A 14,691-nucleotide genomic window follows, 5' to 3' on the forward strand; every position below is an offset into this window, starting at 1 on the left:
TTAATTACTTACCAGTCTTACCTTCCTTACGACGAACTTGTTCATCAATGTAACGAATACCTTTACCCTTGTAAGGTTCAGGTGCACGAACTGAACGGATTTCTGCGGCTAAGTCACCAACAGATTGTTTTGAAACACCTGAAATGATCACAGTAGTTGTGTCAGGTGATTCGATTTTCAACTCAGCGGGAGTTTCGAATTCAACTGGGTGTGAATAACCCACGTTCAATACGAGTTTAGTACCTTGCATTTGGGCACGGTAACCAACCCCAACAAGCTTCAAAGTCTTTGAGAAACCTTCGTTTACACCTTCAACCATGTTAGCAAAGTTGGCACGAGTAGTACCGTGCATTGCCTTCATACGGTTATCGTCTGATGGACGAGTGAAAGTTGCTTCGTTTCCTTCGATGTTCAAAGTAATGTCTGAACTGAATGTACGAGTTAATTCCCCTTTAGGACCTTTAACAGTCACAGTGAAACCATCTTGTTTAACTTCAACGCCTGCTGGAATTTCAACAGTCTTATTACCAATACGACTCACGAGTAGGTACCTCCTTTTTTTTAATTTTTTATATTACCAAACGTAAGCGATAACTTCGCCACCAATTTTCTTGGCGCGAGCTTCTTTATCTGTTACCACACCTTCAGAAGTTGAAATGATAGCAATACCTAAACCATTCAACACCTTTGGCACAGCATCGGCCTTAACGTATGAACGCAAACCTGGCTTTGAAATACGTTTCAAACCAGTGATAACGCGTTGCTTGTCAGTACCGTATTTAAGGAATACACGGATGATGCCTTGCTTGTCATCTTCAATGTATTCAACATCGCGAATGAAACCTTCATTTTTCAAGATTTCCGCAATGTCCTTTTTGATCTTTGAGGCAGGAGCTTCGACAACTTCATGTTTTACCATGTTCGCGTTACGAATACGTGTCAAAAAGTCTGCAATAGGGTCAGTCATAGACATTGATGTTTACCCTCCTTCATCATTAATATTTTTAAAGTTTTTATTTTAGTAAACTGTGCTTACCAAGAAGCTTTTTGCATACCAGGAATTTGACCTTTGTGAGCTAAATCACGTAGGCAAATCCGGCATAAACGAAACTTACGGTAAACACTGTGTGGACGTCCGCAACGTTCACAACGAGTGTATTCTTGAACCGCGAACTTAGCTGGGCGCTTGTTCTTGGCTACCATTGATTTCTTTGCCATTTATATTATCTCCTAAATTACTTAGCGAAAGGCATACCCAATTGACTCAACAATTCACGTGATTCTTCATCAGTGTTTGCAGTAGTAACGATAACGATATCTAAACCACGAACGCGGTTAACGTTATCAAAGTCAATTTCAGGGAAGATTAATTGTTCACGAACTCCGAGTGTGTAGTTACCACGACCGTCAAACGCTTTGTTTGAAACACCGTGGAAGTCACGAACACGTGGAAGTGAAACAGAAACTAACTTGTCTAAGAAGTCATACATACGTTCTCCACGCAATGTAACCTTAGCACCGATAGCCATTCCTTCACGAAGACGGAAGCCGGCGATTGACTTCTTGGCGCGAGTTACGAGTGGTTTTTGACCTGAGATCAATGCCAACTCAGCAACTGCTTCATCCAAGTTTTTTGAGTTTGATACAGCGTCACCAACACCCATGTTAAGCACGATTTTATCGAGCTTAGGAGCTTGCATTGATGAAGTGTAACTGAATTTTTCAATTAATGAAGGTTGAACTTCATTAACATATTTTTCTTTTAAACGATTAGCCATGAAAATGATTTCCTCCTTTCAAGTCAAAATTATTAGTCAAGATTATTGCCTGACTTTTTAGCATAACGCACTTTTTTGCCATCTTCAACCTTGAAGCCAACACGAGTTGGTTCGTTAGTAGAAGGGTCGAGCAACATTACGTTTGAAACGTGAATAGGTGCTTCGACATCAATGATTCCACCTTGTGGGAAAGCATTGCTTGGCTTTTGGTGCTTTTTAACGATGTTGATACCTTCAACAACAACACGGCTTGAAGCAGCGATAGTCTTTAAGATCACGCCGTCCTTACCTTTGTCCTTGCCTGCGATAATACGAACTTTATCACCAGTCTTAACAAACATTTGTAGCGCACCTCCTTTTTTTAGAATGATGGTTTTTTATTATAATACTTCTGGTGCGAGAGAAACGATACGCATGTAATCATTTTCACGCAATTCACGGGCAACAGGGCCAAAGATACGAGTACCTACTGGGCTCTTGTCATCCTTAACAATAACAGCGGCGTTTTCATCAAATTTGATGTATGAACCGTCTGCACGGTGTACACCTGAAACTGTACGAACGATAACGGCTTTAACCACGTCACCCTTCTTTACAGTACCACCAGGGATAGCTTGTTTAACGGTAGCAACGATCATGTCACCAATGTTGGCGAACTTACGACCTGAACCACCAAGCACCTTGATAGTCAAAATTTCACGTGCACCTGAGTTATCAGCAACTCGTAAACGACTTTCTTGTTGGATCACAGTTAGTGTCCTCCTTCCATCCAAAAATTAAGAATACGAAATATATTACTTAATAATATATTAGATAATCACAGCTTCTTCAACGATTTCAACTAAGCGGAAGCGTTTAGTTGCAGACAATGGACGAGTTTCCATGATCTTAACAACATCACCAGTCTTAGCTTGGTTGTTTTCATCGTGAGCTTTGTACTTTTTAGTGTACTTAACGCGCTTACCGTAGATTGGGTGGTTCTTGTAAGTTTCAATGGCAACAGTAATTGTCTTATCCATCTTATCTGAAACAACTCGACCTTGGTAAACTTTACGGGCGTTACGTTCTTCACTCATGCTAATGGCCTTCCTTTCGTATTCTACTTGTTCAATTCTTGTTGACGAAGGACCGTCTTGATACGCGCAATGTTCTTACGAACTTGTGCCAAACGGGCAGTGTTTTCAAGTTGGCCTGTTGCTAATTGGAAACGCAAGTTGAAAAGTTCTTCTTTGTAGCCCTTTTCTTTTGCAACCAATTCAGCAGCGGTTAAATCTTTAATTTCACTTGCTTTCATTCTTATTCACCCTCCACTTCGCGGGTTAAGACTTTAGTCTTAACTGGCAACTTGTGTGAAGCGAGACGTAAGGCTTCGCGGGCGATTTCTTCTGAAACCCCACCGACTTCGAACATAACCTTACCACGCTTAACAGGGGCAACCCATCCTTCAGGGGCACCTTTACCGTTACCCATACGGACACCAACACCCTTAGATGTATATGATTTGTGAGGGAAGATCTTGATCCAAACCTTACCACCACGCTTCATGTAACGAGTCATAGCAATACGAGCTGCTTCAATTTGGCGGTTAGTAATCCAACTTGAAGTAGTCGCTTGTAAACCGAATTCACCGAAAGCAACAGTCTTGCCACCTTTGGCTTCACCACGCATCTTACCGCGGTGTTCACGACGGTGTTTTACACGTTTTGGTACAAGCATCTTATTTCCCTCCTTTGTTCTTAGTAGGGAGAACTTCACCACGGTAGATCCAAGTCTTAATACCTAATTTACCGTAAGTAGTCATTGCTTCGTCCCATGAGTAATCAATATCAGCACGCAATGTGTGCAAAGGAACAGTTCCTTCAGTGTAGTGTTCGATACGGGCAATATCTGCACCGTTCAAACGACCAGCGACTTGCGTCTTGATACCCTTGGCACCGGCGCGCATTGCACGTTGGATTGCTCCACGCATTGCACGACGGAAGGCAACACGGCGTTCCAAGTCGTTTGCGATTTGTTGACCAACAAGGTGGGCATCCAAATCAGGCTTTTTAATTTCAACAATGTTGATGTGTACTCGCTTACCAGTCAATTTGTTTAATGATTGACGGAGAGTTTCAACTTCTGAACCACCTTTACCAATAACCATTCCTGGCTTGGCAGTGTGGATTGAAACGTTCACGCGCTTTGCAGCACGTTCGATTTCAATACGTGAGACAGAAGCATCAGCGAGCTTTTGTTCGATAAATTTACGAATCCGTAAGTCTTCGTGCAAGTAGTTTGCAAAATCTTGGTTGTTTGCGTACCACTTAGCATCCCAGTCACGGATAATACCAACACGGAAACCGGTTGGGTTAATCTTTTGACCCATTTGCTAATACCTCTCTACTTTTTTTCTGAAACCACAATTGTGATGTGGCTTGTACGTTTGTTAATTGGTGATGCAGAACCCTTCGCACGTGGACGGAACCGTTTCATAGTTGGTCCTTCGTTTGCGAATGCTTCTGACACTACTAAATCTTCTTGATCTAATGAGAAGTTGTTTTCAGCGTTTGCTACTGCAGACTTCAACACCTTGTATACATCTTCAGATGCACCACGTGGTGAGAATTGCAAGATTGCAAATGCTTCGGCAACACTCTTGCCGCGAACAAGGTCGAGCACTAGGCGGACCTTACGAGCTGCGACACGTACAGTTTTGGCAGTTGCCGTTGCTGATGTGATTTGTTCAGCCATGTTGTTTGTCCTCCTTTAATTACTTACGACCAGTTTTTTTGTCGTCACTGGCGTGACCTTTAAATGTCCGAGTTGGTACAAATTCACCTAATTTATGACCAACCATGTCATCTTGAATGAACACGGGAACGTGCTTACGACCATCGTAAACGGCGATTGTGTACCCAATGAAACTTGGGAAAATTGTTGAACGACGTGACCAAGTTTTGATAACTGATTTCTTTTCAGAGTCAGCTTGTGCTTCGATCTTCTTCAACAAGTGAGCATCGGCGAATGGGCCTTTTTTAAGACTACGAGCCATCGTATGTCCTCCTCTTCTGGATTAGTTTTTTTGATTAATGGTTAATTACTTACCTTTACGACCACGAACGATGAACTTAGTAGAACGTGCGTTAACGTTACGAGTCTTCTTACCGGCAGTCTTCTTACCCCATGGAGACATTGGAGAAGGACGACCAACAGGCGCTTTACCTTCACCACCACCATGTGGGTGATCATTAGGGTTCATTACAGATCCACGAACGTGTGGACGTTGACCCTTCCAACGGTTACGACCGGCTTTACCCCAGTTAATCAATGAGTGTTCTGAGTTACCAACTTCACCAATTGTGGCACGGTTAGTAGCAAGAATCATACGAACTTCACCAGAAGTAAGACGTACAAGTACGTACTTACCTTCTTTACCAAGTAATTGAGCTGAAGTACCAGCTGAACGAACAAGTTGTCCACCCTTACCTGGCTTCAATTCGATATTGTGAATCAAAGTACCTTCTGGAATAGCTGATAATGGAAGAGTGTTCCCTACCTTAATATCTGCATTCACACCTGATTCAACAACCATACCTACCTTAAGACCCTTAGGTGCAAGGATGTATGCTTTAACCCCATCAGAGTAAACAATCAAAGCGATGTTTGCAGTACGGTTTGGGTCGTACTCAATAGCTTTAACAGTTGCTTTGATGTCGTCCTTAGTACGCTTAAAGTCAATAATACGGTAAGCGCGCTTGTGTCCACCACCACGGTGACGAACAGTCATGTGACCGTAAGAATTACGACCACCAGACTTTGATTTTGATTCCAACAAGCTCTTTTCTGGCTTTGACTTAGTGATTTCAGCAAAGTCTGAGCTGGTCATGTTACGACGACCGTTTGTTGTTGGTTTGTACTTAATAATAGCCACTATCGATTCCTCCTATATTAGATTTTATTCTTCAGTGAATAATTGAATTTCTTTAGAATCTGCTGAAAGAGTAACGATAGCCTTCTTACGCTTCTTAGTGTAACCTGAGAAACGACCTTGGCGCTTTAATTTACCCTTCACGTTTGCTACGTTGATTTTAGCAACCTTAACTTCGAAGATTTCTTCGATAGCTGATTTAACTTGCGTCTTAGTAGCTCGTGTATCAACGTCGAATGTGTAACGCTTGCTATCTAAACCAGCCATAGTAGCTTCAGTAATGATAGGGCGTAAAATGATATCGCGTGCGTCCATTATGCAAGCACCTCCTCAACTTGAGCGAGTGCTGATTGAACGATGAGCAACTTATCGTTGTTCACAACGTCCAAGACGTTAACGCCCTTAGCAGTCATAACAGTTACGTTAGTAAGGTTACGAGCTGATAAAGCTGCGTTTACGTTTTCATCATCAAGCACTACAAGTGTCTTTTCGTTTACATTCAAGTTGTTTAATACAGCTTTGAATGCTTGTGTCTTTGGTGCGTCGAATCTAAGTGCGTCAACTACAACCAATTTGTTGTCAAGAACCTTTTGAGAGAGGACTGACTTAAGCGCCAAACGGTAAACCTTCTTTGGCAACTTGTATGCGTATGAACGTGGAGTAGGTCCGAAGACGATACCACCACCACGCCATTGTGGTGAACGGATAGAACCTTGACGGGCACGACCAGTACCCTTTTGACGCCATGGTTTCTTACCACCGCCTCGAACAGCTGAGCGGTTCTTAACGGCATGAGTTCCTTGACGGAGTGACGCACGTTGCATAAGAACTGCGTCGAAAATAGTGTTGTTGTTTGGTTCGATACCGAATACGGCAGCGTTCAATTCAACTTCACCAGCGTTTGATCCGTCTTGCTTAAATAAAGCTACTTTTGTCATTAACTAATTCCTCCTCTCTGAATTACTTGCTCTTTACTGAGCTCTTAATAGTAACAAGTGACTTGTTAGCACCTGGTACGTTACCTTTAATCAAGATAACGTTGTTTTCAACATCAGTACGTACAATGCTCAAGTTTTGAACAGTACGCTTGTTGTTACCCATGCGACCAGGGAGTAACTTACCCTTGAACACACGGTTAATAATTGCACCGAGTGAACCAGGACGACGGTGGTAACGAGAACCGTGAGCCATAGGACCACGAGATTGACCGTCTTTCTTAATGTTACCTTGGTAACCATGACCCTTAGTGATACCAGTTACATCAACTGCTTCGCCTGCTTCGAAGATATCAACTTTGATTTCATCTCCAACAGTAAATTCCCCTTCTGCGCCGCGAATTTCACGAATGAAGCGCTTAGGGGCCGTGTTTGCTTTCGCAACGTGACCTTGTTCAGGTTTGTTTGAAAGAACTGCGCGTTTATCTTGGTAACCAAGTTGAATTGCTTCGTAACCATCGTTTTCGATAGTTTTAACTTGAAGCACAACGTTTGGAGTTGCTTCAACAACAGTTACTGGGATAAGTTCGCCGTTTTCAGTGAAAACCTGAGTCATACCGACCTTACGGCCTAAGATTCCTTTGGTAGTCATGACTAACCTCCATGTAATTTGTTAAAATAAAATTTTTTAAAGCTAAATCAGATCAAATTATAATTTGATTTCGATGTCAACACCGCTTGGTAATTCAAGCTTAGTTAAGGCATCAACTGTTTTAGCAGTTGGGTTAACAATATCAATCAAACGCTTGTGAGTGCGCATTTCGAATTGTTCACGTGAATCCTTGTGCTTGTGTGGTGAACGTAACACCGTGTAAAGAGTACGTTCAGTAGGCAATGGGATAGGACCTGAAATTTCAGCACCTGTCCGCTTTGCTGTTTCCACAATCTTTTCAGCAGATTGATCAAGAATCCGGTGTTCGTAAGCCTTTAAGCGAATACGAATCTTTTTGTTTGCCATTTTTAATTCCTCCTTCGTCTATTTTCTAATAAGACTAGCTCCATGGGAGTTACCGTCACATGCGTCCGTGGCAACGTAACCGCGTGTGTCGCAATCTTCCACATCATAGCTGAATGTTGATACATCAAGACCAGAGGATAATTTCTTACCCTCGTCTGGCGTACTAGAATATAATACCGCATCCTCCATAAAAACGCAACAACTTTGTCCGCTTTTTTTAAATAAACTTTTACCACTACTTTTAAGCTCGTCAATTACGCTATAATATAGAAGAAAACATTTCATTTTTACAGATAAAGGAGTCTATTTATGACTAAAGCGTTACTTATAATCGACTATACTAACGATTTCGTTGCTACTGAAGGTGCCTTAACCGTCGGAGAACCCGCACAGGCCTTAGCACCTAAGATAACTCAACTTGCCACTGATTTTCTAATCAATGGTGATTATGTCATTTTACCAACTGACCTCCATAATGCAAATAACCCGTTTGAACCTGAAGCCAAACTTTTCCCACCACATAACCTCAAAAATACTTGGGGACGTCAATATTTCGGTGATTTAGAAACCTGGGTACAAAACAATAAAGCTAATGAACATGTCTATGTATTCCCAAAAAACCACTACAATAGTTTTGCGAATACGAATTTAGATAATTTTTTACGCGAACGTAAGATCAACGAACTACATCTTGTCGGTGTTTGTACCGATATTTGTGTCCTTCACACCGCTGTAGCCGCCTATGACTTGAATTATGACGTCACTATCCATGCCGATGGTGTGGCCACTTTTAATCCAATCGGGCAAGAATGGGCCTTACAACACTTTAAAAATAGCCTTGGATTCCAGGTTGTCGATGCCTAATATTTTCACACAAATACAAAAGTCCCTTGGAACCGTAAATTCCAAGGGACTTTTGTATTTTTAATTACCAGCATCTTTAATGGCGGGCCATTTTAAATTCTAAATATAAATCATTATACTGTTGCGTCTTAAGTTGACTCAAGTTCGTATAAACTTGATCATCTTTAATCATTGCATCATCCGGATAAAATTCCTTTTGATCCGTAATTGATTTTGGCAATAGTTTTTTAGCGGCCCAGTTTGGCGTTGAATAACCAATGTATTGAGCATTTTGCGCAGCATTTTTAGGTTCGTTAATAAAATTAATAAACTTGTATGCTGCTGCTAAGTGCTTCGCATTTTTGGGAATCACTAAATTGTCAAACCACAAGTTAGTACCACCCTTAGGAATAACATAATGTAAGTGACTGTTTTCTTCAATCATTTCGGATGCATCACCGGAATAACCAACCGCAATTGCCGCTTGATCTTGTGCCATGTACATTTTAATTTCATCAGCTGCGATTGCTTTAACATTTGGCATTAAAGCATCTAACTTACCTTTAGCTGCTAATAAATCAGCATTATCAGTGGTATTAACTGATTTGTGCATCGATAAGAGTGAAAAACCGAATACATCCCGAGCATCATCAGTTAGCATGATATCATCACGGAACTTAGGATTCCATAAATCATTCCACGTTTGCACATCTTTAGCATTAACATACTTATCGTTGTACGTAATCCCTAAAGTTCCCCAGAAATATGGCACTGAATATTCATTATGTGGATCAAAGGCCCGATTCATAATAAATGGATCATAATATTTAAGTGTCGTTAATTTACTATGATCTAAGGGATGTAGCAAACCTAATTGCTTCATCTTTTGAACCGTATAGTCAGAAGGCACCGTAATATCATAACTTGTGCCACCTTGTTGAATTTTGGTCAACATCGCTTCGTTACTATCAAAAGTATCGTAGTTAACCTTAATACCGGTTTGTTTTTCAAATTTAGTAATCAATGCAGGATCAATGTACGCACCCCAATTATAGATGTTCAATACTTTTCCACTACGTTCATCGCCAGTAGCAGCACTCTGCGCTTGTTCGAAGTGACGGGCACCAAGCGCTAAAAGGCCTGAAGTAATTAGCACCGCTAACATTGCGTAAATTAATTTTTTCATCCACGCCCCCGTCCTTTCTTATTTTTGCGAGCACTATTATGTTGGTTGATGAAGAAATATCCAGCTACCAATAATAACGAAATAATAAACATAATCGCTGACAAGGCATTAATTTCCAAACTAACTCCTTGACGGGCACGTGAATAAATTTCAACCGCTAAAGTCGAGAAGCCATTCCCCGTCACAAAGAAGGTTACAGCAAAATCATCCAATGAATACGTGAAAGCCATAAAGAACCCTGCGGCAATCCCCGGCGTCAAGTAAGGTAAAATAACACGTGTCAGTACTTGCCAACTATTCGCCCCTAGGTCTTGGGCGGCATCAATTAATGAACTGTTCATTTCATTAAGCTTTGGCAAGACCATCAAAACTACAATTGGAATTGAAAACGCAATATGACTCATTAAAACGGAGCCAAAACCTAAACTTAAACCAAGCAAGGTGAAGAATATCAAGAAACTTGCCCCAATAATAACATCTGGAGAAACCAGTAAAATATTATTTAGCGACAACAAAATATTCTTAATAAACGATTTACGGACACTAAAAATCCCAAGCGCCCCAAATGTACCGATAATTGTTGCCAACAAAGATGATAATAAAGCAATTACAAACGTGTTTAACACAATTTGTAACATCCGATTATCCGAAAATAATTCTCCATAATGCACTAATGAAAACCCGCTAAAATTTTGCATATATTGGCCAGCATTGAAAGAACAGAAAATCAGATAAAAAATCGGGCTATATAAAATTAAAAACATAACTACTAAATAAACATTGGCCCAACGGCTTTGTTTTTCAACCATTACTTACGCCCCCGTTTCTTACGTTCACGTGTTAATGCCATCGTGATAATCATGGCAATTATCAAGACTACCCCAATCGTTGAACCCAACCCCCAGTTTTGCGTCACTAAGAAGTGTTCTTCAATTGCTGTCCCTAGCGTAATAACACGATTTCCACCAATCAGTCGGGTAATCATAAATAATGATAACGACGGGATGAAAACCGCCTGAATTCCGGCACGAATACCATCTGCAGAGAGCGGTAAAATCACGCGTCGGAATGTTTGCCATTTAGTTGCCCCTAAGTCATAACTAGCATTAATCAAACTACGATCAATCTCATTAATTGAATTAAAAATTGGCAAAATCATGAATGGAATTTCAATATAAGCTGCCACTAAGATGAAGCTGGCATCTGTAAATAATAATTGTTGTGGTGCAAAGCCAAGTAATTCAATAAAATGATTAATTGAGCCATCTTTTGATAATAATCCGATGAAGGCGTATGTTTTTAAAAGTAAATTAATCCAAGTTGGTAAAATAATTAACAATAACCAAAATTGCTTGTACTTTAAATTACTTAAAAATAAAGCCGTTGGGAAACTAACAATTAACGTAATCAGGGTGATTAAAAAGGCATACCAGACGGAATTAAACATCATTCGTAAGTAAGTACCAGACCCTAAGAAATCTTGATAATTAGCGAACGTAAAGTGATGTGAGACCGATAAAAAGGATTCACCGAGCATTAAAATAATGGGCGCCCCAACAAACAAGATTAACCATAGGCTATATGGAATGAAATAAAATAGTCGATTCTTCAACTCACAGCCTCCTTACTCTTCATAGTTATCTAGACGGGCATCATAATCATCTTCGGATTCGTCAAAACGCATAATATGAATATCCTCAGGATCAAAAGTTAACCCTTGGCGTGAATTCAATACCGATGGATTGGTTGCTTGAATGCGCCATTCATTATTGTCATCATCATGTGCACTAATTTCATAGTAATCACCACGGAATGATTGGGCATCAATTGTCACAATTAACTTACCGTTTTCAGGAGTTGTTAAATCCAAATCTTCCGGCCGTAAAACAACTTCCACCCGTTCATTTGGTCGCATCCCAGCATCAACATTTTCAAATTCCTTACCCGCAAACATAACCTTATAATCTTCGCGCATAACCCCATCAATAATATTACTTTCACCAATAAAGTTAGCTACAAAGTGATTAATTGGTTCATCATAAATATCAACTGGTGAACCATTTTGGAGAATTTTACCTTCATTCATTACAAAAATCCAATCAGACATCGCTAATGCTTCTTCTTGGTCGTGAGTAACAAAAATAAAGGTTATTCCTAACCGTTGTTGTAATTCACGCAATTCATATTGCATATCTTTACGTAACTTGTAATCTAAAGCTGATAGTGGTTCATCCAACAATAAAACTTCGGGATCATTAGCAAGCGCTCGCGCAATCGCCACCCGTTGTTGCTGACCACCAGATAATTCATCAATGCTCCGATCTGCATATCCGGCTAACTGCACCATCTCAAGCATACTAGTTACTTTTTCTTTAATTTGGACTTTATTAACTCCCTTTAAAGTCATCCCAAAAGCAACATTTTCAAACACATTCATATTTGGAAATAATGCATAATTTTGAAAGACTGTGTTAACTCGCCGCTTGTTAGCGGGTACATCATTAATTCGTTTACCATCAAAAATGATATCCCCACTCGTTGCATTTGAGAAACCCGCAATCAACCGTAAAATTGTTGTTTTACCACTTCCCGAAGGTCCTAATAAAGTATAAAATTTTCCAGCCTCAATTGTTAAGTCAACCCCGGTTAAGACCTGGGTTTCTTGATAACTTTTAGTGACATTTTTAAACTCAATAATTGTTTGCGTCATTTTACCAGTTTCCTTTTCAAAAATTTATCTAAAACCTAATCATAACTGATATAAATTGATTTATAAAGTATTCCGTCTAAAATAATCAAAGAAAAAAGCTACCGCATTTCTGCGATAGCTTTTTAGGAAAGATGATTATTCACCATCTTTACCGTTCTTTTTGATAATGTCTTCTTGGATGTTCTTAGGAACAGCTTCGTAGTGGTCAAATGCCATTTGGAAAGTACCACGACCTTGCGTTGATGAACGTAAAGTAGTTGCGTATCCAAACATTTCTGACAATGGAACCTTAGCGTGTAACATCATAACGTTACCACGTGATTCTTGACCTTCAACAAGTCCACGACGAGCTGAAACGTGACCCATAACATCTCCCAAGTTATCTTCAGGAACAACGATGTCAACCTTCATGATTGGTTCAAGGATAACGGCACCAGCTTCTTTGGCAGCGTTACGCAATGAAAGTGAAGCGGCAATCTTAAAGGCTGCTTCAGATGAATCGACATCGTGGTATGAACCATCGTACAATTTGGCTTTCAAGTCAACCAATGGGTAACCTGCCAATGGACCAGCATTCATTGCTTCCTTCAAACCGGCTTCAACTGAACCGATGTATTCACGAGGCACAACCCCACCAACGATGGCGTCTTCGAATTCGAAACCTGCTCCTTCTTCGTTTGGTGAGAATTCAACCCAAACGTCCCCGTATTGACCCTTACCACCAGATTGGCGTTTGAAGAATCCACGAGATTGAACAGTCTTAGTAAAGGCTTCACGGTAAGCAACTTGAGGCGCACCAACAGTTGCTTCAACGTTGAATTCACGCTTCATACGGTCAACGATGATATCCAAGTGAAGTTCACCCATTCCTGAGATCAAAGTGTCACCAGTTTCTGGGTTAGTTTCGGCACGGAATGATGGATCTTCTTCAGCAAGCTTTTGCAATGCGTTAGACATCTTATCTTGGTCGGCCTTAGTCTTAGGTTCGATAGCCAATTGGATAACTGGTTCTGGGAATTCCATTGATTCAAGAATCAATGGACGATCAACAGAAGTCAATGAGTCACCAGTAGTAGTGTCTTTCAAACCGATAGCGGCAGCAATATCACCTGAGAATACTTCATCAATTTCAGTACGGTTAGTTGCGTGCATTTGAAGCAAACGACCAACACGTTCACGTTTGCCCTTAGTAGTGTTAAGAACGTATGAACCTGATTCCAAAGTACCAGTGTAGACACGAATAAAAGTAAGACGACCAACGAATGGGTCAGTCATAACTTTAAATGCCAAGGCAGCAAATGGCTTGTCGTCATCGGCAATCAAGTCAACTTCTTCTTCAGTATCTGGGTCAGTTGAAACATATGGCTTAACGTCAAGTGGTGATGGCAAGTAGTCAACAACCGCATCAAGCATCATTTGCACACCCTTATCCTTGTAGGCTGAACCTGCAAGAACTGGGAAGAATTCTAAGGCCAAAGTAGCTTTACGGATCGCAGCTTTCAATTCAGCAATTGAAATTTCTTCACCTTCAAGGTACTTGTCCATGATATCTTCGTTAACATCAGCAATAGCTTCAACTAATTCGTTGTGCTTTTCTTCAGCTAACTCAACGTAATCTGCTGGAATGTCGCGCATTTCCCAAGTTTCACCAAGAGCATCAACTGGGTATTCAGCTTTCATTTCAAGCAAGTCGATGATGGCTTCAAAGTCATCTTCGGCACCAATTGGCCATTGAACAGCCTTGGCATTAGCTTGCAAACGTTCACCAAGTGAGTCAACTGACATTTGGAAGTCAGCACCCATCTTGTCCATCTTGTTAACAAAAACAACACGAGGAACGTCGTAAGTAGTTGCTTGTCGCCAAACAGTTTCAGTTTGTGGTTCAACCCCTGCAGCACCATCAAGAACGGCTACGGCACCATCAAGCACACGGAGTGAGCGTTCAACTTCGATAGTAAAGTCAACGTGACCTGGAGTATCGATGATGTTAACACGGTATGGGTTTTTATCGAATTGGTTGTGGAAACCGTGCCAAACAGCAGTAGTAGCGGCTGATTGGATAGTGATACCACGTTCCTTTTCTTGATCCATGAAGTCCATTTGTGAAGCCCCATCGTGGGTTTCACCGATCTTGTGAATCTTACCAGTGTAGTATAAAACACGTTCAGTTGTAGTAGTCTTACCCGCATCGATGTGGGCCATGATACCGATGTTACGAGTATGGTCGAGCGGGTATTCACGCTTGTTTGCCATTTTGGTTATTCTCCTCTGGAAATATTAATTATACAATACGACAAAATGTAAAAATATA

23 protein-coding genes are annotated in these 14,691 nt (G+C 40.7%); 1 reads left to right on the forward strand and 22 read right to left on the reverse strand.

The genetic code is table 11. The features are described from left to right. Positions 1 to 4 precede the first annotated feature (4 nt). From rplF to rpsJ, 17 genes are read right to left on the reverse strand one after another with little or no spacing between them, the layout of a single operon-like run. Positions 5 to 541 (reverse strand): 50S ribosomal protein L6, encoded by a 537-nt coding sequence (gene rplF / locus LQZ75_RS04445; protein WP_230096644.1) that lies wholly within the window; start codon positions 539 to 541, stop codon positions 5 to 7. Between the two features lie 33 nt (positions 542 to 574). After that, complete coding sequence (gene rpsH / locus LQZ75_RS04450; RefSeq protein WP_168722248.1) at positions 575 to 973, reverse strand: 30S ribosomal protein S8; 399 nt, start codon at positions 971 to 973, stop codon at positions 575 to 577. A gap of 59 nt (positions 974 to 1,032) precedes the next feature. Beyond that, positions 1,033 to 1,218, reverse strand: coding sequence for a type Z 30S ribosomal protein S14 (locus LQZ75_RS04455; RefSeq protein WP_133363096.1), 186 nt, complete (start codon positions 1,216 to 1,218; stop codon positions 1,033 to 1,035). Positions 1,219 to 1,235: 17 nt separating this feature from the next. Continuing rightward, positions 1,236 to 1,778 carry a 50S ribosomal protein L5 gene (gene rplE / locus LQZ75_RS04460; protein WP_230096645.1) on the reverse strand — a complete coding sequence of 181 codons (543 nt, stop codon included), beginning with the start codon at positions 1,776 to 1,778 and terminating at the stop codon, positions 1,236 to 1,238. 32 nt (positions 1,779 to 1,810) lie between these two features. Beyond that, positions 1,811 to 2,119 carry a 50S ribosomal protein L24 gene (gene rplX, locus LQZ75_RS04465; protein WP_230096646.1) on the reverse strand — a complete coding sequence of 103 codons (309 nt, stop codon included), beginning with the start codon at positions 2,117 to 2,119 and terminating at the stop codon, positions 1,811 to 1,813. Positions 2,120 to 2,158: 39 nt separating this feature from the next. After that, positions 2,159 to 2,527: a 50S ribosomal protein L14 gene (rplN, locus tag LQZ75_RS04470; protein WP_168722251.1), complete on the reverse strand. Its 369-nt coding sequence runs from the start codon at positions 2,525 to 2,527 to the stop codon at positions 2,159 to 2,161. A gap of 60 nt (positions 2,528 to 2,587) precedes the next feature. Next, positions 2,588 to 2,854, reverse strand: coding sequence for a 30S ribosomal protein S17 (gene rpsQ / locus LQZ75_RS04475; RefSeq protein ID WP_230096647.1), 267 nt, complete (start codon positions 2,852 to 2,854; stop codon positions 2,588 to 2,590). Between the two features lie 23 nt (positions 2,855 to 2,877). Then, positions 2,878 to 3,072, reverse strand: coding sequence for a 50S ribosomal protein L29 (gene rpmC, locus LQZ75_RS04480; protein WP_168722253.1), 195 nt, complete (start codon positions 3,070 to 3,072; stop codon positions 2,878 to 2,880). Between the two features lie 2 nt (positions 3,073 to 3,074). Continuing rightward, complete coding sequence (gene rplP, locus LQZ75_RS04485; RefSeq protein ID WP_168722254.1) at positions 3,075 to 3,494, reverse strand: 50S ribosomal protein L16; 420 nt, start codon at positions 3,492 to 3,494, stop codon at positions 3,075 to 3,077. A 1-nt stretch (position 3,495) separates the two neighbouring features. Further along, on the reverse strand, positions 3,496 to 4,146 hold the full coding sequence (gene rpsC / locus LQZ75_RS04490; protein WP_230096648.1) for a 30S ribosomal protein S3: 651 nt from the start codon (positions 4,144 to 4,146) through the stop codon (positions 3,496 to 3,498). A 14-nt stretch (positions 4,147 to 4,160) separates the two neighbouring features. After that, positions 4,161 to 4,511, reverse strand: coding sequence for a 50S ribosomal protein L22 (gene rplV / locus LQZ75_RS04495; RefSeq protein ID WP_168722256.1), 351 nt, complete (start codon positions 4,509 to 4,511; stop codon positions 4,161 to 4,163). Positions 4,512 to 4,530: 19 nt separating this feature from the next. Next, positions 4,531 to 4,812 (reverse strand): 30S ribosomal protein S19, encoded by a 282-nt coding sequence (gene rpsS / locus LQZ75_RS04500; RefSeq protein ID WP_168722257.1) that lies wholly within the window; start codon positions 4,810 to 4,812, stop codon positions 4,531 to 4,533. Positions 4,813 to 4,857: 45 nt separating this feature from the next. Beyond that, a complete protein-coding gene (gene rplB, locus LQZ75_RS04505; RefSeq protein ID WP_230096649.1) occupies positions 4,858 to 5,691 on the reverse strand; it encodes a 50S ribosomal protein L2 in 834 nt (277 codons plus the stop codon). A 24-nt stretch (positions 5,692 to 5,715) separates the two neighbouring features. Continuing rightward, the gene (gene rplW / locus LQZ75_RS04510; RefSeq protein WP_168722259.1) at positions 5,716 to 6,003 is read right to left on the reverse strand and encodes a 50S ribosomal protein L23; all 288 of its coding nucleotides are present in this window, start codon (positions 6,001 to 6,003) and stop codon (positions 5,716 to 5,718) included. Next, positions 6,003 to 6,626 carry a 50S ribosomal protein L4 gene (gene rplD / locus LQZ75_RS04515; RefSeq protein WP_230096650.1) on the reverse strand — a complete coding sequence of 208 codons (624 nt, stop codon included), beginning with the start codon at positions 6,624 to 6,626 and terminating at the stop codon, positions 6,003 to 6,005. Before rplD ends, rplW begins: the two co-directional genes overlap by 1 nt. Positions 6,627 to 6,648: 22 nt before the next feature. After that, positions 6,649 to 7,275: a 50S ribosomal protein L3 gene (gene rplC, locus LQZ75_RS04520; RefSeq protein ID WP_230096651.1), complete on the reverse strand. Its 627-nt coding sequence runs from the start codon at positions 7,273 to 7,275 to the stop codon at positions 6,649 to 6,651. 57 nt (positions 7,276 to 7,332) lie between these two features. Continuing rightward, entirely contained in the window at positions 7,333 to 7,641 is a 309-nt protein-coding gene (gene rpsJ, locus LQZ75_RS04525) for a 30S ribosomal protein S10 (protein ID WP_133363110.1), read from the reverse strand. Positions 7,642 to 7,950: 309 nt separating this feature from the next. Here rpsJ and LQZ75_RS04530 point away from each other — a divergent pair, with 309 nt between their 5' ends. Further along, a complete protein-coding gene (locus tag LQZ75_RS04530) occupies positions 7,951 to 8,505 on the forward strand; it encodes a cysteine hydrolase family protein (RefSeq protein ID WP_230096652.1) in 555 nt (184 codons plus the stop codon). A gap of 76 nt (positions 8,506 to 8,581) precedes the next feature. Here the strand turns inward: LQZ75_RS04530 and LQZ75_RS04535 are convergent, their stop codons facing one another. The 5 genes from LQZ75_RS04535 to fusA all read right to left on the reverse strand — a co-directional run bounded on the left by LQZ75_RS04535 (position 8,582) and on the right by fusA (position 14,633). Next, positions 8,582 to 9,670, reverse strand: coding sequence for an ABC transporter substrate-binding protein (locus LQZ75_RS04535; protein ID WP_230096653.1), 1,089 nt, complete (start codon positions 9,668 to 9,670; stop codon positions 8,582 to 8,584). Then, positions 9,667 to 10,479 carry an ABC transporter permease gene (locus tag LQZ75_RS04540; RefSeq protein WP_230096654.1) on the reverse strand — a complete coding sequence of 271 codons (813 nt, stop codon included), beginning with the start codon at positions 10,477 to 10,479 and terminating at the stop codon, positions 9,667 to 9,669. The genes LQZ75_RS04535 and LQZ75_RS04540 overlap by 4 nt, the downstream gene beginning before the upstream one ends. Beyond that, a complete protein-coding gene (locus tag LQZ75_RS04545; RefSeq protein WP_230096655.1) occupies positions 10,479 to 11,282 on the reverse strand; it encodes an ABC transporter permease in 804 nt (267 codons plus the stop codon). Before LQZ75_RS04545 ends, LQZ75_RS04540 begins: the two co-directional genes overlap by 1 nt. Positions 11,283 to 11,294: 12 nt before the next feature. After that, positions 11,295 to 12,380: an ABC transporter ATP-binding protein gene (locus LQZ75_RS04550; RefSeq protein WP_230096656.1), complete on the reverse strand. Its 1,086-nt coding sequence runs from the start codon at positions 12,378 to 12,380 to the stop codon at positions 11,295 to 11,297. 135 nt (positions 12,381 to 12,515) lie between these two features. After that, positions 12,516 to 14,633 carry an elongation factor G gene (fusA, locus tag LQZ75_RS04555; protein ID WP_230096657.1) on the reverse strand — a complete coding sequence of 706 codons (2,118 nt, stop codon included), beginning with the start codon at positions 14,631 to 14,633 and terminating at the stop codon, positions 12,516 to 12,518. Between the last annotated feature and the right edge of the window lie 58 nt (positions 14,634 to 14,691).

The organism is Periweissella fabaria, from assembly GCF_918814575.1.
GTDB lineage: Bacteria > Bacillota > Bacilli > Lactobacillales > Lactobacillaceae > Periweissella > Periweissella fabaria.